Consider the following 18,526-nt stretch of genomic DNA (forward strand, 5'->3'; position numbering starts at 1 on the left):
TCAACAGGTGTGCGGAGCACGGAAGTCGGGAAGGCCGCAGGAGCAGGACTCGCGGCGATCGGGGGCGGGAATGACCGTTGGGAGCGGTTACGCGGACATCTTCGGTCCGCAGGTGCCGCGTACGGGCGACGGGGACCAGACGGCGACGTTCGCGCTGGCCTCGGCGGCCTATCGGGACAGTTCGGTGGAGGAGGTTCTCAAAGCCAACAACGAGTGGCACGAGTCGGCCGTCTCGGGCGGCCGCACGTGGACGAGGATCTTCCGCCCCAACCTGGGCGAGGCCTTCTCCACCGCCGTGATAGCCCGCATGCTCGGGGCCGACCGCAAGCCGCTCATCCAGTCCTTCGGCGCCGAGCCGCAGGTCGTGGTCGAGCACTGCCTCGCGGCGAACAACATCCGCAGGGAACGGGACAACCGGCTCACCGTCGTCATGGTGCTGTGCGGGCTGCTGTTCCTGCCCGGGCTGCTCATCTGGCTGCTGGTCTTCCAGATCCGTACCACGATCGCCAAACAGGAGGGCAGGGCCGGCGCCCTGGCCACCGCACTGCTCGTCGGGGTGGGCGCCCTCGCCGTGATCTTCCTGGTCAAGATGCCGTTCTCGGGCTTCTGGGCCTGGTACGCGCGCGCGGCGGTGGTCCTGCCGGTCGTCGGCTGGTTCTGGGCCAAGCAGATCTGCGAGCGCACGGCGAGGGACCTGCGGGGTCGTTGGGACAGCCTGCTGTCCGGCAGCAGCATCGGGGCGAAGGTGCCCGAGGCGGTGCCGACCAGCCCGAAGCAGACGGCTGCCGAGCAACTGCGCCAGTCCCTCGCCAGGTTGAGCGCCGAGCAGCAGTCCAACTCGGTCTTCTACGCCGGGCCCAAGGGCATACTCGGCATGGGCACCCGCTGGGGCATCTGGCAGCTCGCCGAGGACCTGCTCCCCGCCGACCCCACCCGTGAGATCCACCCGTTCCGCAGCTGGGACGTCATACGCGCGATCCACGACCAGCTGCGCATGCTGGAGCGCGGCCCGCTGAACACCGGAGGCTTCCCGAAGCCGTCGATACGCCACTGGGTCGTGACCCCCGTGGCGGAGATGGCGAAGGAGGTGTCCCGGCCGGAGGGCACGGACGTGGAGGCGTACCAGGTCAAGACGCACGCCATACAGGACATCTGCAACAAGCAGCAGTTCGGCGCGGGCGACCGGCACTACCTGGGCGTGCAGTGGACGCTGTGGGACGGGCAGCTGGTCATCACCATGCTGATCACGGTGACCGTGCTGCACGAGACCCTGCGCATCGAGGTGACCGGGCACGCGCTGGGGCCGGTGCACGGGCTGTTCACCACGAAGCCGGCGGCCAAGGAGAAGGAAGTCGCGAAGTCGCTGAAGTTCTGGGAGACCCGGAAGGTGAAGCTTCCGCTGGTCGACGCGGACGAGGTGGTACGGCTGACGGCCCGGGCACCCCTGACCTGGTACCCCCCGCTGCTCAACTGGCTCGGCGGCAGCCTCACGCTCCCCGAACCCTTCGGACTGCGGCACGCCTGGGCGGACAAGCCGTGGCGGCACCGCTTCATGGCCGACGACGCGCTGCGTGCCGCGACGCCGGTCCTGCGGGTGGTGCACGCGGCGGCGATCCGGGTACTGACGGAGAACGGCGTGGACACGGAGAAGTTCGGCACCCGGTCGGCGTTCCTCAGCACGGCGGTGCAGGACACCCCGCCGACGAAGGCGGACCTGTACGACGCGTAGGGCCTTCGGCAGCGAGGGGTCGTAGACGGGGCGCCCGTCCCGTGGGCGGCGCCCCGGACCCCTTGCGGCCTTCCGCCCGAACGGCCTGCTCCTCGAAGGACGCCGGACGGGCCGGGGATGCCCACACCCGCATGCCCTGCGCCTCGGCGGACTACGAGGGCCAGGCGTCCGCCAGCATCTTCCTCGTGTCGGCGAGCAGCTGCGGCAGCACCCTGGTGTGGCCGACCACGGGCATGAAGTTCGTGTCGCCGCCCCAGCGCGGGACGATGTGCTGGTGGAGGTGGGCCGCGATGCCCGCGCCCGCCACCGAGCCCTGGTTCATGCCGATGTTGAACCCGTGCGCGCCGGACGCGGTGCGCAGGGCGGTCATCGCCTGCTTGGTCAGGGCGCCCAGCTCAGCCGTCTCCGCGTCCGTGAGGTCCGTGTAGTCGGCGACATGACGGTAGGGCACGACCATCAGGTGGCCGCCGTTGTACGGGTACAGGTTGAGCACGGCGTAGACCTGCTCACCGCGTCGGACGATCAGCCCGTCCTCGTCGGACTTGGCCGGGATGGAGCAGAAGGGGCAGCCGTCGCCGGCACCCGGGCCGGTCGGCTTGTTCTCGCCCTGGATGTAGGCCATCCGGTGGGGCGTCCACAGACGCTGGAACGCGTCCTGGGTCCCCACTCCCCACTGCTGCTCCGGCTCACTCGTCATGCAGTGCAGCATATGGCTTCGCCCGTTCGCGCCGTGTCGCCGGGGTTGGGGGGAAAGCGGCCCGGGACAAGCTGGCCCGGTGGACAAGGACAGCCGTCTGGCCAGCTGGGAGCACCGCAGCGAGGTACCGCTCGGCGTCGCGTCGCTGCTGTCCCTGGGCTCCTACGCGGTACGGGTCCTCGGGCACGGCCAGCCCGACGCCGTAAGGGACTCGGCACTGGCCCTGACCTACGCGACCTGGGCCATGTTCATCGTCGACTACGGGGTGCGCTGGCGGCTCAGCGGGCAGGGCCCGGGGTTCGTCCGCCGGCACTGGCTGGACACCGTGGTCATGGTGCTGCCGCTGTTGCGTCCGGTGCAGATCGTGAAGGTCAACGAGGCCGTGCAGCGCCGGCGGGGACGATCCCGGCTCACGCTGCACGCGCGGGTCATCCTGTACGCGACGCTCTCCGTGGGGCTGCTCGGGTTCGCCGCCGCGCTCGCGGTGTACCAGCAGGAACACGACGCCCCGCACGCGACGATCCGGACGTTCGGCGACTCGGTGTGGTGGACCTGCTCCACGCTGGGAACCGTCGGCTACGGCGATGTCGTTCCGGTCACCCCTGTGGGCCGGCTGATCGCAGTGGGGCTGATGGGCGTCGGCCTCGCGCTGCTCGGTGCGGTCACCGGGTCGTTCTCCGCGTGGCTGCTGCAGGTCTTCAGCCGCGAGGGCGACGACAGGCCCCGGGGAAGCTGAGCCTCCCGGGGCCTGTCGGCAGAGGGAGCCCGCCGACAGGAGAGACCGGTCGGCGGGCGACAGGAGATCAGACCTGCGCCCGCTCCTCCACGACCTTCGCGATCTTCGCGATGGCCTCGTCGAACGGGATGCCGTTCTCCTGGGAGCCGTCGCGGTACCGGAAGGACACCGACCCGCCCGACATGTCCTCGTCGCCCGCGATGACCATGAAGGGCACCTTCTGCTTCTGGGCGTTGCGGATCTTCTTCTGCATCCGGTCCGAGGAGGAGTCCACCTCGACCCGCAGCCCCTGCTTCTTGGCCGCGGCGGCGAACTTCTCCAGGTACTCCACGTGCCCGTCCCCGATCGGGATGCCGACCGCCTGGACCGGCGCCAGCCACGCCGGGAAGGCACCCGCGTAGTGCTCCAGGAGCACCGCGAAGAACCGCTCGATGGAGCCGAACAGCGCACGGTGGATCATGACCGGCTGCTGCTTGGAGCCGTCCGCCGCGGTGTACTCCAGGTTGAACCGCTTGGGCTGCTGGAAGTCGACCTGGACGGTGGACATCTGCCAGGAGCGGCCGATGGCGTCCTTGGCCTGGACGGAGATCTTCGGGCCGTAGTACGCGGCGCCGCCCGGGTCGGGAACCAGCGGGAGGCCCTGCTTCTCGGCCGCCTGACGCAGTGCGTCGGTGGCCTCCTCCCACTCCGCGTCCTCACCGATGAACTTCGGGGAGTCGTCACGGGTGGACAGCTCCAGTTCGAAGTCGTTCAGACCGTAGTCGCGCAGCAGGTCCAGGACGAAGGTCAGGAGCGAGTCCAGCTCGCTCGCCATCTGGTCCTTGGTGCAGTAGATGTGCGAGTCGTCCTGCGTGAAGCCGCGGGCACGGGTCAGGCCGTGCACGACGCCCGACTTCTCGTAGCGGTACACCGTGCCGAACTCGAAGAGCCGCAGGGGCAGTTCGCGGTAGGAGCGACCGCGCGCCTTGAAGATCAGGTTGTGCATGGGGCAGTTCATCGCCTTGAGGCGGTAGTTCTGCCCGTCGAACTCCAGCGGCGGGAACATCGCGTCCCCGTAGTTCGGCAGGTGCCCCGAGGTCACGAAGAGGTTTTCCTTCGAGATGTGCGGGGTGTTCACGAACTCATAGTCCGCGTCCTCGTGGCGCTTGCGCGAGTAGGTCTCCATCTCGCGGCGGACGATGCCGCCCTTGGGGTGGAAGACCGCGAGGCCGGAGCCCAGCTCCTCCGGGATGGAGAAGAGGTCCAGCTCGGCGCCGAGCTTGCGGTGGTCGCGCTTCTCGGCCTCGACGAGGAAGTCCAGATACGCCTTCAGCTCGTCCTTGGACGGCCATGCGGTGCCGTAGATGCGCTGGAGCTGCGGGTTCTTCTCGCTGCCGCGCCAGTACGCGGCGGCCGAGCGCATCAGCTTGAACGCCGGGATGTTCCGGGTGGTGGGCAGGTGGGGGCCGCGGCAGAGGTCCTTCCAGCACAGCTCGCCGGTCTTGGCGTCGAGGTTGTCGTAGATCGTCAATTCGCCGCCGCCGACCTCGGCGTCGGCGCCCTCGGCGGCCTGCGCGGCATTGCCCTTGAGGCCGATGAGCTCCAGCTTGTAGGGCTCGTCGGCCAGTTCCTCGCGGGCGGCGTCGTCGGTGGTGATCCGGCGCGAAAACCTCTGTCCCCGCTTCTGGATCTCCTGCATCTTCTTCTCGATGCGCTTGATGTCATCGGGCGTGAACGGCTCGGCGACGTCGAAGTCGTAGTAGAAGCCGTCCTTGACCGGCGGACCGATGCCCAGCTTGGCCTCGGGGAAGAGCTCCTGCACGGCCTGCGCCATCACGTGCGCGGTGGAGTGGCGCAGGATGTTGAGGCCGTCCTCGGACGAGATCTCGACGCCCTCGACCTCCTCGCCCTCGGACAGGACGTACGACAGGTCCTTGAGCTCGCCGCCCACCCGCGCGGCGACGATCGAACGCTCGCCGGCGAAGAGCTCGGCGGCCGTAGTGCCCGTCGTCACCACGCGCTCTTCCCGCTCGGAATCGCGTTGGATGATCACACGGACGTCTGACACCGGTCTCTCCTGACTGAAGGCGGACTGCGGCGCCATACCGGGAGCGCGCGCATGACCGGATCGTACCGACCCGCGCCCCCCGACCGCTAAACGGATGACCACCCGCCCCGGCCACCCCGGTCTCCCCACCCAGCCTCAGTCCCCATGGACCTCCGTCTCGGATCTCCGTCTCACTCCCGCCACGGACCTGCGTCTCAGTCCCCTCCGCGGGTCTCCTCGAAGAAGGCCGTGATCTCCGCGGTGTCCTGCAGGGACTTCATCAGCCGGTCCCGCTCCGCCTCGTCGACCTGCACCGGTACGACCTCACAGGCGTCCGTCAGCCGCCGGAAGCCGCCCCGGCTCTCCAGCCGCCCGAGGACCCGCACCGGCAGTCCGACGAGGTGCGCGTGTCCGGCGATCCGGTAGGAGTCCTCGTCCAGGGTCAGCCGGACGTGCGGGACCTCGGCCCCGGCGATCACCCGCAGCCGTACCGCTCCCTCCCCGCGCGGCCCCGACCTGCGCATCCGGACCACGGTTCCGGTGATCCGCACCGGCACGGAGGGCTCCTCGCGCAGATAGCGGGCGCCGGCCTCGCGCAGGGCGGGCAGGTCGCCGGGCGAGAACTCGACGGGCTCGCCGCCCGCCGCGCAGTCCTCGGGGACGCCGGCCGCGGGTGCCCACTCGACGGCGACGCGCGCCCCTTCCGTACCGCGCACGAGGGCGATCAGCGCCTCCGTGAGCTCACGGCTCACGCCTGCCTCCACGGCGCCGTCGAAGGCGTCCATGCCGCCGGTGGCGCGCTGGTAGTCGATGGCCTCGCGGGCGGCGTACAGGGCCTGGTGCAGGCGGACGGCGAGCGGGCGGCCGGTGTCGACGGGGACGAACGCGGTCAGGCGCCTGCCCTCGGCCGCGGCGCCGACGAGCACGTTCTCCAGGACCGTGGCGGCGGTGCGCCGGTGGCGGGCGCCGTAGTAGCCGGCCCGCGCGCGCGTGGCGAGCGCTCCGGCGAGCAGCATCTGCCGGGAAGCCGTTCGCAGTTGCTCCTCGACCGTCCAGGCAGTGGCGCCGGCCGGTCCGGTGGGGACGTCGCGCCACCAGCGGATCTCGTCGCTGGGCACGGCGAGGGAGACCAGCACCTCGCGCGCGGAGGGCGCGGCGCTGCGCGACAGCGCGAGCAGCGCCTCGCCGAGCAGGTCGTCGCTGTCGGGGAAGGCGCGGCTCTCGGGCACCAGCAGGCTCATGCCGCCGCCCGGTCCGGGCGGGGTCCAGCGGCCGTAGCGGCCGGCCGCTCCCCCGCGCCGCTGCCAGCCGTGCCGGTGCAGCAGGGCACCGAGCACGGCGGGATCGACGTCGGCGGGGTCGGGGGGGCGGGTCCAGGTGACGGCGGTCTGGTCGACGGGATGCGGTCGTACGGACCGCAGTGGCTCTTCCAGCGGGCGGTGCGTCATGGTCTGCCTCCGGTCCCGACCCGCGTCATGATCTCGCAGAGCGCCCGGTCGTCGAAGATGCGCGAGGTCGGTATCCGCACGGTGGTCCGGGTCCGGCCGGTGATCGGGTGACCGGCGAGGTTGACCCAGTAGCAGCAGTGCCTGAGGTCGAGCCGGTCGTGGCTGGCCCGCAACCAGTCGTCCTGGGATCTCGGCACGAGCATCACCACGAGGATCTTGTGCACCGAGACCGGGCTGCGGGCGAGCTTGCGCAGGTGGTCGTTGTCGAGCGTGAAGGAGAACGTGCGCCCGGGAGGGTTCGGCGGGACCTGGTAGGTGCATTTCAACTGCACCTTGATGGTGACCTCGTCGTCGACGGTGTGCCCGGGCGAGCCGTGACTGACGTGCCAGTCGATGCCGTTGTCCGGAAAGGGCTGCGACAGCGAGCAGCCGGCCGCCGCGGCGACCGCGTGCAAGTAGCCCACCTGCAGGGTTTCCATGCAGGCGGTGGTGGCGAGTGTGCCGCGATGGGGAGCCGTGCGTTCGGGCAGCAGCCCGCCCCGCTCGGGCTGCGCTATCGCCATGACCAACAGCCTTCCAGAACAGACGAAGTGCCCATGCCTGGGCCGAGTGCGTCCCGCGCCGGGCCGCTGAACTGCAAGGACCCGTATTCCTGTTGTGTCCTTCCGGCGTACGGCGCAAACAGCCCGGGTATCACCAAACGGGGCAGACGACGGGGCGTCAGCTGCCGCGGGTGAACGAGGGGTTGGGTAGGTATGGCTTGCTGGTACGAAGGGCCGCTGGCTGCTTTCGACACGGAGACCACGGGCGTGGACGTCGAGACCGACCGGATCGTGTCGGCCGCCGTCGTCGTCCAGGACGCCCCGGGCACCCGGCCACGGGTGACCCGGTGGCTGGTGAACCCGGGCGTGCCGGTGCCCGCCGGGGCGACAGAGGTGCACGGACTGACGGAGGAGCATCTCCAGCGCAACGGCCGCTGGCCCGCTCCGGTGATGTACGAGATAGCCGAGGCGCTGGCCGAACAGGCGCGCGCCGGACGGCCGTTGGTGGTGATGAACGCGCCGTTCGACCTGACGCTCCTGGACCGGGAGTTGCGCCGGCACCGCGCCTCGTCCCTGGACCGCTGGTTCGATGCCTCCCCCCTGCTGGTGCTCGACCCGAGGGTCCTCGACAAGCACCTGGACCGCTACCGCAAGGGCCGCCGCACCCTCACCGACCTGTGCGGGCACTACGGCGTCGAGCTGGAGGGCGCGCACGACGCGGGGGCCGACGCACTGGCCGCGCTGGATGTCGTACGGGCGGTGGGGCGCCGGTTCGCGACGCGGCTGGAGCGGCTGAGCCCGGCCGAGCTGCACACGCTCCAGGCGGTGTGGCACGCGGCGCAGGCTCGGGGCCTGCAGGCGTGGTTCGCCCGCAGCGGCACGGAGGAGACGGTGGATCCGGCGTGGCCGCTGCGCCCGGACATGCCGGCGGCGGCATGAGGGTTCGCGTGCGGCGGCATGAAGAAAGCCGGTCCGCCTCAGGCGGACCGGCTTTTCCCGGTGGGCGATACTGGGTTCGAACCAGTGACCTCTTCGGTGTGAACGAAGCGCTCTCCCACTGAGCTAATCGCCCGGGAACGCACTGAACAATACAGGTCCCCGCGGGTTTCCTTCAAACCGTTGTCAGGTGGCCGACCAGTCCGCGCCGCCCGGCCCGCATCATCAGCCAGTGGTTGGCGCGGAAGAGCGGCCGTCCCGGTACGGCGAATCGCCTGAGCAGCGGCTTGCTGACGTCGACCACCTGCTCGTAGCGGGCCACACTGCCTGTGCCGTCCGCGGTGACCGTCCAGCGTGCCCAGCCGTCGATGTCCCCGGACAAGGCGGTCTCCAGGACCCGGGCCACCGGGTCGCGGCGCACCTCACGGGCGGTGAAGGTCACGTCGTAGGGCAGGAGGGAGCGGACGCGGACGAGGCCGGTCGAGTCGTCGACCCGGTTCACCTCCCGCACCTGGCGCCACCAGCGCGGATAGTCCTCGACCCGCTCCAGCGCGGCGTATACGGCGGTCGGCGCGGCGGGCAGACGCCACCGGCTGCGGAAGCGGTAACGGTTCCAGTCCATGAGCCGAGTCTGCCCGAGGCGGGCGCGGTGAGGCGTATCTGAGTACGACCTGAGTACGCACACTCATGCCGTACGACGTGACGCACACCACACTCGACGGCATGACGCACATTCCGCCACCGGCCGAGGAGTTGCGGATCCTCGACGCCGAGTTGTGGCGCCTGGACGCCCACCGGGCCCAGTTGCTGGCCCGTCGCGCCTGGCTGGTCGCCACCCTGCAGAAGCCGCAGCCGCAGCCTCAGACCCCGTCGATGTCCGTGACCCCGCCTCGCCCGGAGACCTCCGCACTCGGCGTGCAGAACCTTCTCCTCCTGCTCGGCGGTGTCCTGCTCACCGTCGCGGCGATGGTGTTCACCCTGGTCAGCTGGGGTCACCTGGGGATCACCGGGCGGGCTCTGGTGCTGGGCGCGGTCACCCTGACCGCGCTCGCCGTGCCGGCGGTGCCGCTGCGGCGGGGGCTGCGTTCGACGGCCGAGTCGGTGGCGGGCCTCGGGCTCGCGCTGACGCTGCTGGACGCGTACGCCCTGCACGAGGCCGCCCTCGCGGGGGTCGACGGCACCGGATACGCGGCGGCGGCGACGGCCGTACTGGCCCTGCTGTGGACCGGGTACGGTCTGCTGCCGGCCACGGCCGCGCTGCGTCTGCCCCTCCCCGCCGCCGTGGTGGCCGGCCAGTTCCCGCTGCTGCTGTGGGCGGTCGCGGCGGACGCGGGTCCGTACGGGGTCACGGCCGCGCTCCTGGTGACCGCCGCAGCCGACACGGTGCTGGCGCTCCGGGTGACCTCCGGGTCCGTGCGGGGCGTCGCCGCTGTCGGCGCGTACGGCGCGGGCGCCTGGGGCGTACTGGCCGCCGGCTGGCTGTCCTGGACGGCCACCGGCGTGGGCGCCGCCGCCCGTGCGGCGGCGCTCCTCCTCCTCGCCGCCGCGATCGCGCTGGGTGCCGCCTGGCGGAGCCAGGGCGAGAAGCGGGGCGTCGGTCTCGTCGTCGCCTCGGGGCTGCTCGCGGTCGGCGCGGTCGGCGGTACGGCCCGCCCCGCACTCCCGGAGGCGTGGACGGTTCCGGTCCATCTGGCCTGCGCAATAGCCCTGTTGGCGGCGGTGCGGGCCACGGCCCTGCCGGACGCGGTGCGAGGCGGTCTCGCGTGGGCATCCGGGGCGGTACAGGCGCTCGCCGTGCTGTGGACGCTGCCCGTCCTCGCCGTCGCGCTGCTGGGACCGGCCGGCTGGGTGACCCGCGCGTGGGCGGGGGCACCCTCGGACTCCCGGGTCGCGGTGACGACGGACGTGGCCTGGCCGCCGCACGCGGCGACGGCACCCCTCGTGCCGGCGGCCGTCGCGGCCGTGCTCGTCCTGACGGTCCGCGACACGACCTGGCGCCCACGAGCCCTGACCGGCGCGCTGGGGCTGACCTGGGCCACGGCTGCGATCCTTCCGGCGGTGCTCGAACTTCCTTACGCCGTCGGCCTGTCGGTCCAGGGAGTCGTGATCGCCGCCGCTCTGGGAGCGGCGGGAGCCGTACGCCGAGCGCTGCCGTCGCCGTCCCCGTCCCCGTCCCCGTCCCCGTCCCCGTCCCCGGAGGGTACTCGGGCGCCCCAACCGACCGCGCCGACACCTGACGTACGGCATTTCCTGCCGGCCAAGCTCACCGCTCTCCTCCTCGCGCTGCTCAGCTCCCTCAGCCTCGCCGCGCTCTCCCTCGCCACCCAGACCGCGACCCTCACCGTGCTGTCCGCCCTGACCGCGCTGTGGGCGGCCGCCTCCTGGTCCACGCGTCTCACGCCCGTCACGGCCCCGGCCGCCCTCGCGTACGCCGCCGCGCTCGCCTGCGCGACCGGCGCCGCCGCGGACTGGACGCCCGCCCACACCGCCCTGCTCGTGCTGGCGGTGCCGACCGTCGCGGCCCTGCTCGCGGCACGGCTGGGCGGCTCTCCGGCGACCGTGCCGGTCGAGGCGGCGGGTGCCGCGGCCGGAGGGCTCGCCGTGGCCCTCGCCGTGACCGACCCGCCCGTGCTCGCCCTCGTCCTGGCCCTGTGCGCGGTGATCACCGCCGGGACGGCCGTACGCCCGGAGCGGCGCTCCCTCGGCTACGCGGCCACCGCCCTCTTCGTGCTGGCCACCTGGGTCCGGCTGGCTTCCTGGGACGTCGGCGCCCCCGAGGCGTACACCCTCCCGGTCACCGTCCCCGCGCTGCTGGTCGGCGCCCTGCGCCGACGCCGCGATCCGCAGGCATCCTCCTGGACGGCGTACGGCCCCGGACTCGCCGCCACTCTGATCCCGAGCCTCGTCGCGGCCTGGGGCGACGCCCACTGGACGCGCCCGCTGCTGCTCGGCGGCGCGGCGCTGGCGGTCACCCTGCTGGGCGCCCGGCACCACCTCCAGGCACCGCTGCTGCTCGGCGGCTCGGTGCTCACCCTGCTCGCGCTGCACGAACTCGCCCCGTATCTCGTGCAGGTGACCGGAGTGCTCCCGCGTTGGGTGCCTCCCGCCCTCGCCGGACTGCTGCTGCTCGCACTCGGAGCGACGTACGAGCAGCGCATCCGGGACGTCCGACGGGTGCGGGAGGTCCTGGGGAAGATGGACTAGGGCCTGTTGCGAAAGTGGCCTCGTTGCCCGGAGGGCGGCCGCGCGGCGTCCGGTGCGTGCTCTGGGGGTCCCCCCGGCCGAAGGCTGGGGGAGTGCCGCCCGGAAGCCCTCGTACTGGGCGTACTCGGGCTTTCGGGCGGTGCGGCGAGAGTGCGTGCCGGGCGTCGCGCGGCAGAGGCCACTTTCGCAACAGGCCCTAGGCCCCGGCTAGGGCATCTTGTCGCCCAGCAGTGCCAGGTTCTCGATGGCGGCGAGGCCGTAGAGCGCGGTGTCGTTCGAGGACACCCACGCGGCCTCGCTGCCCGGTACCAGGGTCGCCGGTCCGCTCAGCTTCTCCGTCTTCCAGGGCGACGACTCCTTGTAGCCGTCGGAGTTGTAGAACTTGTCCCAGGCCCGCTTGGCGAGCTTCTCGTCACCGGTCCGCACGGCGGTGTAGGCGTCCAGGCGGGAGTGGCCCTGGAACAGCAGGAGCGAGCCGAAGTCGGAGCCGTAGCGGGCCTTCTGCTCGGCCTTGGTGGCGTTGAAGTAGCGGCAGTAGTCGAAGTAGGCCTCGTTGAACTTCGGCATGTCGACGAGGTCGATCAGTTCGGCGCACAACTCGTTGAGGCCGAAGACGGCGGAGAGGTGCGAGACCGACACCACCGGCGCCGGGGCGACGGCGAACTTGCCCGTGTCGAGGTCGTACAGCCCGCTGCCCTGGACGAAGCCGTTGGGCTGGGCGGCGATGCCCTCCATCGTCGACAGGACACGCGCCTTGGCCTTCTCCCACTTGGGGCCCTTGCGTTCCCACTCGGTCAGCCAGGCCGACACCAAGCCGCTCCAGTCCGTACCGAAACCGACCGACAGGGCGTGCCGGTCGGGGGTGTAGGGGTCGGTGCGGACCTTGCGCAGCGGGTCGAGGACCAGGAACGTCTCGTCGGAGTCGACGTTGGCGTGCATGAGGTCGCCGACCCGTTCGTCGGCGGTGAGGAAGTAGTAGAAGCGCCGGTAGGTGGTGTTGGCGATGCGCTGCTGCTTGGCGCTGTCGGCGAAGTGCTGCACACCGTGCCGGGTGCCGAGGCCGACCCACTTGCCCAGGTGGTAGACGTCGACCTCTCCGGTGTGCCTGGTCATCGACTCGGCGAACCGGAAGATGTCGGAGCGTCCGCTTCTCAGATACGCGTACCAGAGCCACAGGTCGGGCGACAGCTCGGAGTTGTCCCAGGCGTAGCCGCCGATGTCGTACCGCCACACGTGCCGGGCCGCGTCGTACGTGTGCATGATGTCGCCGTAGTCCCAGAAGCCGTACCAACGGCGTTGCTCCACCTGGTCCTTGTAGTAGGTGAAGAGGAAGTCGAGGTGGTCCTCGATCTTCGCCTTGGCGGGCGTGGAGCGGTCCGGTTCGGAGTAGAGGCTCGGGCCGAAGACCCCGGCCTTGATGAGCTGCTTGGGCGGGGCGGCCAGCTGCGGCAGCACCCGTACGGCCTCGACCTGTTCGGCGAGCTGGTCGGCGCTCGGCGTGGACTCGTTGGCCCAGAAGAGGAGTTCGGAGGTGCGGGCGATGCCGTACGGGGTACCGAACTCGGGCTCGTAGTCCTCGTAGGTGATGTTGAGGCCTTCGAGCTGCTCGGCGAAGGTGTCCTGGCCCATGCCGTCGTGGTAGAAGCGCAGGTCCATGGGCTGCGCCTCGGGCGACCAGAGCCAGAGGGTGACCTCGGCCTCGTCGGTCTGGGCGTCGCGGATGTCGAGCTGGGCCGGGAACTTCTCCCAGAAGTCCCTGAGGCCGAAGGAGAGTCCGCCGCTCGCGCCGCCGACGTACCCGAATCCGGAGGCCCGCTTGCCGCCGCCGGCGCCGATCCAGCCGTGCCCCTTCTTGGTGCGCTTGCGCAGGGTGAAGCCGTCGGCGGAGAGCTGGGAGAGGGTGTAGTCGCCCCACTCGGGGATGTACTGGAGCCTGGTGGTGACCCGCTGGTCCCAGGTGGACGGGTCGGGCAGCTTCTTCCCCTCGTACTGCGCCGCCTGCACGGCCGCGCCCGGGTCGCGGCGCAGTCCGGTGATGCCCTTGACCGCCTCGCGCAGCAGACCGGTGCCCTCGCCGCCGATCCGGATGTGGCGGTCGTACGCCTGGTCCCGCATCGGTACGGTGAAGCGGACGCCGAGGCCGCGGATGAAGTCGCCGCTGGCCTTTCCGGGCTCCTGCGTGCCGTCGTACGTGATGGTGTGCACCATGCGGAAGGAGTCGGCGCCCGCGTAGAAGTAGAGCCGGATCGAGAACGGCAGCCAGCTCCGGTCGCCCTTGCGGTGCTTGCCGTCGATCTTGACGACCGCGCGGACCGGGCCGTCCTGTTCGACGGTGACCGAGGAGATGGCTCCCTCGAAGCGCTCGGTCTTCACCGAGCCCTGGTCCTCGTCCTCGATCTCGGGTTGCCGGATCAGCACGAGCCGGCCGTTCCTGGCGATCTCCGTCGAGCCACGGGTGACCGACTTGATCAGCGTGGCGCCGGACGTGCCGATCCTGGCCGTGATGACGCCGGTGGAGACGGTGATCGTGCCGCCGCTCCGGTCGACGGTCACCTTCTTGTCGGGGGCGGCGGCCTCACCGGCCGCGAGAGTCAGCTTGCCGGAGCCGGAACTCACCGCGTGAGCGGTCCACTTGAGCGAGCCGTCCGGCCAGTAGGCGATCGGCCAGGACTGTACGGGCACGGCCTTGCCGTCGGCGTCCGTGACCGAGAACCTCTGGTCGTCCCGGTGGACGCCCTTGGGCCAGGGCACGCCGACGGTGGAGCCGGGGGCGGCGCCGAGGCCGCCGTCCTCCAGCCAGTCCAGGGTCACCGGGTCGTCGTCGGCGCCCGCGGCTCGCGGGGCGGCCTGTGCGTCCTTCGTTCCCAGGGCCCAGCTGAACTGGGCGGCGGCTCCGGCGACGGCGGCCGCCTTCAGAATGGACCTACGGGGGATGGGAGACATGGGGATGCAGCCTTTCCTTCCGTGCGGGGTGCAGGAGGTGGTCAGGGGCATGACAGGGAGAGGTACGGCGCTCGGGGCGCCGACCTGGTGACAGGAGGTGAGGGGAGCCGCCGGTCAGCGGCGCCGGTGGCGCTCCTCCACGGCGACGGCTGCCGCCGCGACAGCCCCGAGGACGGGGACCGCCAGCGGCGCGGCGAACCACGCGGACACGACCACCACGGCCAGTCCGCCGACGACCAGGAAGGAGCCGACGGGGTCCAGCACGGTCCGGCGGCCGGCCTGGGCGAGCAGGGAACGCCAGGTGGCGCCGGGCGTCCACACCGCCGCCGCGCGCAGCCCGGCCACGACGAACCCGATGAGCGCGAACACACCGACGGCCCCGACCAGCGGCCCGCCCGGGATCCCGGCCCGCACGGCCTGCACGTCCACCCAGACCGCGGCCGCCGCGGCCCAGCCGGACAGCCCGGCGATCCATCCGCCGCGTACGGCCACCCGGAAGTCGGCGACGAACTCCAGCCAGCCGCCGCCCTCATGAGCGGTACGGCGACGCAGGTGCCGCGCGCCGGCGGCGAAGGCGGCCGGGTAGGTGACCACGCCGAGCGAGGCCACCGCGATCCACACCCCGGTGAGCAGACACTCGGCGAACACCGCGAACCGCTCGGCGAAGACGGACTCCTTGCGTGGGGCGCGGGCTTTCACGCGTGCTTCGGCCATGGAAACCCGCCTCAGCCCTTCAGTCCGGACGTCGCCATACCGTCGATCAGATAACGCTGGAAGGCCAGGAAGAAGGCCAGCACCGGCAGCAGCGCGACCAGCGACATGGCGATCATGCCGCCGTAGTCGGCCACTCCCTCCTGGTCCACGAACATCTTCAGGCCGAGGGAGACCGTGTACTTGTCGGGCTCGTTGAGGTAGATCAGCGGCCCCATGAAGTCGTTCCAGGAGTTGATGAAGGTGAAGATCGCGCTGGTGATGAGGGCCGGACGGCACAGCGGCAGCACGATCGACCAGTAGATGCGCAGGTGCCCGCAGCCGTCGAGGCGGGCCGCCTCGTCGAGTTCCCTGGGCAGGTTGCGCATGAACTGCATCATCAGGAAGACGAAGAACGCCTCGGTGGCCAGGTACTTCCCGAGCAGCAGCGGGGTGTACGAGTTGATCATTCCCATGTTGCGGAAGAGCACGTACTGCGGGATCAGCAGCACGTGGTACGGCAACAGGAGCGTGCCGATCATCAGCGTGAACAGGAGGTTGCGGCCCGCGAACTTGATCTTCGCGAAGGCGTACGCGGTCAGCGAGCAGGACAGCAGGATCCCGATCACGGAACCGACCGCGAGAGTCAGCGAGTTGAGGAAGAACGTGGAGATCGAGATGTCCGCGATGCCCTCGGTCAGCCGCGTGTAGTTCGCGGTCGTCGGGGAGCCCGGGAGCAGGTCCAGGCTGCCGACGATGTCCTCGCTCTTCTTGAGCGAGCCTCCGATGACCCAGATCACCGGGTAGAGGATGACGGCGAGGATCGCCAGGGATCCGATGTGCCAGGCGAGGGAGCCGGGCAGCTTGCGCCTGAGGGCGCCCTGCGCCTTCGTGGACGGGGCCGGGGCGATGCCGGTGGCCTGTGCGCTCATCAGGCGCCCTCCTCGTAGTGCACCCAGCGCTTCTGGGACCAGAACAGCACCGCCGTCACCAGGGCGACCGCGACGAGCAGCATCCAGGCCATCGCGGAGGCCAGACCCATGCGGCTGTTCTCGAAGCCCTGGACGTAGAGATAGCAGGTGTAGACCATCGAGCCGTCCGCCGGACCGCAGGCGTTGCTTCCGGCGCCGCCGCCGACGATGTACGCCGAGCTGAAGATCTGGAAGGAGTGGATGGTCTCCAGCAGGACGTTGAAGAAGAGGACCGGGGAGATCATCGGCAGTGTGATGTTCCAGAACCGCCGCCACTTGCCCGCCCCGTCGACCTCGGCCGCCTCGTACAGCTCACGCGGGACCTGCTTGAGGCCGGCCAGGAAGATGACCATCGGGGCGCCGAACTGCCAGACGGTGAGCGCCACCAGGCTGTAGATGATCATCTCGGGGTCGCCGGTCCAGCCGCCGACGTCGATCCCGAAGAGCTGTTGCGTACGGTCGACGATCGCGTCGTCCGAGAAGATCGCCTTCCAGACGATCGCGACGGAGACGCTCGCCCCGATCAGCGACGGCGCGTAGAAGGCAGCCCGGTAGAAGGCCTGCCCGCGCCGCTTCTGGGCGAGCAGCAGCGCCACCCCGAGAGCCAGCAGCAGCTTGAGCGGGGTCCCGATGACGACGTACCACATCGTCACCTTCACCGAGTGGCGCCAGCGCGGGTCGCCGAACATCTCGGAGAAGTTGTCGAGGCCGATCCACTTCGGCGCGTCGAACAGGTTGTAGTCGGTGAACGCGAAGTAGAGCGAGGCGATCATCGGACCCGCTGTGAGCAGCAGGAAGCCGGCGATCCAGGGGGACATGAAGAGGTAGCCGGCCAGGGTCTCCCGGCGGCCCCGCCGCTTGAGTGCGGCGGGGCGCGGGGAGTCCACCGGACCGTGCCGCGGCTCGGAGTCCTTGGACAGGCCCTCCATCGCGGGGGCGTGTGTCACGGTGGTTCCCATCAGGCGACGAGAGCCGTCTTCGACTCGGTGAAGAACTGCTTGACGGCGTCGGCGACCGAGCGCGTGCCCAGGGCGAGTTCCTCGGCGATGCGCAGGAAGGCGGCCTCGCAGATGTCGGCGCCGTTCGGGTGCGGGGTGATCGGCTCCAGGACGCCCGCCTTGACGAGGGACTCCTCATAGGCGGCGATGGCCTTGTTGACCTCGTCGGTCGGCTTGAAGGCGTCGTACTGGGCCTGTGTCGCGGGCACCCCACGGTCGTAGCCCATGATCTTGGCGACCTCGGGGTCGTGCACCATGAAGTCGATGAACTGCGCGACTTCCTTGGGGTGCTGCGTCCGCTTGGAGCCGCTGAGCATCAGGGAGCCGAGGTACTGGCCGGTCTTCTTGCCGTCGGTGGTCGGGATGGGGGCCAGACCGTACTCGCTCTTGCCTTCGGAGGTGTAGCGGACGGTGAAGTTGTCCCAGGTGAACTCACTGGCGGCGAGTTCCGCGGAGACGGCCGACTTGGGCTTGACCTGGGCGACCTTCTTGGCGTCGGCGAAGACGCCCTCCTGGATGCCCTTCTTGGCCTTCGTCCACCAGTCCGTCAGATCGGCCTCGGTGAAGCCGAGCCCGTCCTCGGTGAAGAACGCCTTGCCGTTCTGGCGCAGGTAGAGGTCGTACAGGTACATGACGCCGTACATGCCGCTGTCACCGGCACGCCCGCTCTTGTCCCGGATCTTCTTCATCGCCGCGTCGAAATCGTCCCAGGTCCAGCCCTGCTCCGGCTTCACGCCCGCTCTGGTGTAGACGGGCTTGTCGATCACCAGGGCCATCGAGTTGGAGCCGACCGGAACGCCGAGGAGCTTGCCGTCGATCTCGCCGAACTTCTCCAGCCCGGCCCGGAAGCCGTCCATGGAGAGATTGCCCGCCTTGACCTGCTCACTGAGATCCAGCAGCACGTTCTTCGCGTCGTATTTCCGCAGGAATCCAATGGCATTCTGGAAGACGTCCGGCGGGTTCCCGCCGGAAGCCTGGGTGTTGAACTTCTTCCAGAAGTCGAGATAGGGCTGGAAGTCCGTTTTCACCTTGATCTTCGGGTACTTCTTCTCGAAGAGCGCGATGGTCTTGTTGATCCGCTGGGCGCGGTCCTCGGCTCCCCACCACGCGTAACGGATCGTCACCGTCCCGTCCGCGGAGGTCCCGCTGTCTCCCCCGCACCCCGTGGTCGCGGCCAGGCCCACTGTGACCGCCGTGGCCCCCGCGGCCTTGAGGATCGTTCGCCTCTCGACATTCCTGCTGTTTCCCACAGTCGGGCCTCCCCGCGCAGCGTCGTTGCCGCCTGCATGAATCGTTTCAAGTAAGCGCTTGCTGGCACAAGGTACGGAGGGCCCCGTGGTGCGTCAATGATTCGGACAGGAATTTCTCACCGGCAGGCAGGGCGAGTTGACGGTACGTCGGGTCCGCATCGCGTTCGCAGGAAGGCGATGCCGCAGGTGAGGCGCACACGATCGGCGGGCCGAACACGAACGGGCCCTGGACACGCGGATATCGATCGGCCAGAACTCGCCCGGACCCGGAGGCCGAACAGTCCCGGCACCCGGCACCCGGCACCCGGCACCCGGCACCCGGGCCAGGGATGGCGCCCGCCCGACGCACAGACGAC

At 70.4% G+C, this 18,526-nt stretch carries 14 protein-coding genes and 1 tRNA gene; 4 read left to right on the forward strand and 11 right to left on the reverse strand.

Going from position 1 to position 18,526, the window contains the following annotated elements:
- The first annotated feature begins 70 nt into the window (after positions 1-70).
- Complete coding sequence (locus ACIBK3_RS38540; protein WP_399372562.1) at positions 71-1,729, forward strand: hypothetical protein; 1,659 nt, start codon at positions 71-73, stop codon at positions 1,727-1,729.
- Positions 1,730-1,880: 151 nt separating this feature from the next.
- Here the strand turns inward: ACIBK3_RS38540 and ACIBK3_RS38545 are convergent, their stop codons facing one another.
- A complete protein-coding gene (locus tag ACIBK3_RS38545) occupies positions 1,881-2,438 on the reverse strand; it encodes an HIT family protein (protein WP_399372564.1) in 558 nt (185 codons plus the stop codon).
- 67 nt (positions 2,439-2,505) lie between these two features.
- Here ACIBK3_RS38545 and ACIBK3_RS38550 point away from each other — a divergent pair, with 67 nt between their 5' ends.
- Positions 2,506-3,162: a potassium channel family protein gene (locus ACIBK3_RS38550; protein WP_399372565.1), complete on the forward strand. Its 657-nt coding sequence runs from the start codon at positions 2,506-2,508 to the stop codon at positions 3,160-3,162.
- Positions 3,163-3,229: 67 nt separating this feature from the next.
- On the opposite strand, the gene thrS is transcribed toward ACIBK3_RS38550, so the two are convergent.
- The 3 genes from thrS to ACIBK3_RS38565 form a co-directional block, all read right to left on the reverse strand.
- On the reverse strand, positions 3,230-5,209 hold the full coding sequence (thrS, locus tag ACIBK3_RS38555; RefSeq protein ID WP_399372567.1) for a threonine--tRNA ligase: 1,980 nt from the start codon (positions 5,207-5,209) through the stop codon (positions 3,230-3,232).
- 194 nt (positions 5,210-5,403) lie between these two features.
- Entirely contained in the window at positions 5,404-6,636 is a 1,233-nt protein-coding gene (locus ACIBK3_RS38560) for a hypothetical protein (protein ID WP_399372568.1), read from the reverse strand.
- Positions 6,633-7,199 carry a DUF4365 domain-containing protein gene (locus ACIBK3_RS38565; protein ID WP_398660087.1) on the reverse strand — a complete coding sequence of 189 codons (567 nt, stop codon included), beginning with the start codon at positions 7,197-7,199 and terminating at the stop codon, positions 6,633-6,635. Before ACIBK3_RS38565 ends, ACIBK3_RS38560 begins: the two co-directional genes overlap by 4 nt.
- 192 nt (positions 7,200-7,391) lie before the next feature.
- Between ACIBK3_RS38565 and ACIBK3_RS38570 the strand changes: the two genes are divergently transcribed.
- Positions 7,392-8,117: a 3'-5' exonuclease gene (locus ACIBK3_RS38570; protein ID WP_399372569.1), complete on the forward strand. Its 726-nt coding sequence runs from the start codon at positions 7,392-7,394 to the stop codon at positions 8,115-8,117.
- Positions 8,118-8,178: 61 nt separating this feature from the next.
- Here the strand turns inward: ACIBK3_RS38570 and ACIBK3_RS38575 are convergent.
- Positions 8,179-8,250 (reverse strand) — tRNA-Val (locus ACIBK3_RS38575).
- 39 nt (positions 8,251-8,289) lie between these two features.
- Positions 8,290-8,736: an SRPBCC family protein gene (locus tag ACIBK3_RS38580; RefSeq protein WP_399372570.1), complete on the reverse strand. Its 447-nt coding sequence runs from the start codon at positions 8,734-8,736 to the stop codon at positions 8,290-8,292.
- Positions 8,737-8,801: 65 nt separating this feature from the next.
- Here ACIBK3_RS38580 and ACIBK3_RS38585 point away from each other — a divergent pair, with 65 nt between their 5' ends.
- The gene (locus ACIBK3_RS38585; RefSeq protein ID WP_399372571.1) at positions 8,802-11,318 is read left to right on the forward strand and encodes an SCO7613 C-terminal domain-containing membrane protein; all 2,517 of its coding nucleotides are present in this window, start codon (positions 8,802-8,804) and stop codon (positions 11,316-11,318) included.
- A 207-nt stretch (positions 11,319-11,525) separates the two neighbouring features.
- On the opposite strand, the gene ACIBK3_RS38590 is transcribed toward ACIBK3_RS38585, so the two are convergent.
- The 5 genes from ACIBK3_RS38590 to ACIBK3_RS38610 all read right to left on the reverse strand — a co-directional run bounded on the left by ACIBK3_RS38590 (position 11,526) and on the right by ACIBK3_RS38610 (position 18,170).
- Positions 11,526-14,261 carry a Tat pathway signal sequence domain protein gene (locus ACIBK3_RS38590; RefSeq protein ID WP_399372573.1) on the reverse strand — a complete coding sequence of 912 codons (2,736 nt, stop codon included), beginning with the start codon at positions 14,259-14,261 and terminating at the stop codon, positions 11,526-11,528.
- A gap of 114 nt (positions 14,262-14,375) precedes the next feature.
- Positions 14,376-14,975, reverse strand: a complete 600-nt coding sequence (locus ACIBK3_RS38595; RefSeq protein WP_399372575.1) for a hypothetical protein — start codon at positions 14,973-14,975, stop codon at positions 14,376-14,378.
- A gap of 11 nt (positions 14,976-14,986) precedes the next feature.
- A complete protein-coding gene (locus ACIBK3_RS38600) occupies positions 14,987-15,883 on the reverse strand; it encodes a carbohydrate ABC transporter permease (RefSeq protein WP_399372576.1) in 897 nt (298 codons plus the stop codon).
- Positions 15,883-16,881, reverse strand: a complete 999-nt coding sequence (locus tag ACIBK3_RS38605) for a carbohydrate ABC transporter permease (RefSeq protein WP_399372578.1) — start codon at positions 16,879-16,881, stop codon at positions 15,883-15,885. Before ACIBK3_RS38605 ends, ACIBK3_RS38600 begins: the two co-directional genes overlap by 1 nt.
- Positions 16,881-18,170, reverse strand: coding sequence for an ABC transporter substrate-binding protein (locus ACIBK3_RS38610; protein ID WP_399372579.1), 1,290 nt, complete (start codon positions 18,168-18,170; stop codon positions 16,881-16,883). Before ACIBK3_RS38610 ends, ACIBK3_RS38605 begins: the two co-directional genes overlap by 1 nt.
- Positions 18,171-18,526 lie beyond the last annotated feature (356 nt).

The sequence above is a fragment of the Streptomyces sp. NPDC050287 genome (assembly GCF_044459385.1).
In the GTDB taxonomy this organism is placed as follows: Bacteria; Actinomycetota; Actinomycetes; order Streptomycetales; family Streptomycetaceae; genus Streptomyces.

Coding starts and splice junctions, on each gene's coding strand:
- ACIBK3_RS38540 (WP_399372562.1), top strand. CDS start 71: ATGACCGTTGGGAGCGGTTACGCGGACATCTTCGGTCCGCAGGTGCCG.
- ACIBK3_RS38545 (WP_399372564.1), bottom strand. CDS start 2,438: ATGCTGCACTGCATGACGAGTGAGCCGGAGCAGCAGTGGGGAGTGGGG.
- ACIBK3_RS38560 (WP_399372568.1), bottom strand. CDS start 6,636: ATGACGCACCGCCCGCTGGAAGAGCCACTGCGGTCCGTACGACCGCAT.
- ACIBK3_RS38565 (WP_398660087.1), bottom strand. CDS start 7,199: ATGGCGATAGCGCAGCCCGAGCGGGGCGGGCTGCTGCCCGAACGCACG.
- ACIBK3_RS38570 (WP_399372569.1), top strand. CDS start 7,392: ATGGCTTGCTGGTACGAAGGGCCGCTGGCTGCTTTCGACACGGAGACC.
- ACIBK3_RS38580 (WP_399372570.1), bottom strand. CDS start 8,736: ATGGACTGGAACCGTTACCGCTTCCGCAGCCGGTGGCGTCTGCCCGCC.
- ACIBK3_RS38585 (WP_399372571.1), top strand. CDS start 8,802: ATGCCGTACGACGTGACGCACACCACACTCGACGGCATGACGCACATT.
- ACIBK3_RS38590 (WP_399372573.1), bottom strand. CDS start 14,261: ATGTCTCCCATCCCCCGTAGGTCCATTCTGAAGGCGGCCGCCGTCGCC.
- ACIBK3_RS38595 (WP_399372575.1), bottom strand. CDS start 14,975: ATGGCCGAAGCACGCGTGAAAGCCCGCGCCCCACGCAAGGAGTCCGTC.
- ACIBK3_RS38600 (WP_399372576.1), bottom strand. CDS start 15,883: ATGAGCGCACAGGCCACCGGCATCGCCCCGGCCCCGTCCACGAAGGCG.
- ACIBK3_RS38605 (WP_399372578.1), bottom strand. CDS start 16,881: ATGGGAACCACCGTGACACACGCCCCCGCGATGGAGGGCCTGTCCAAG.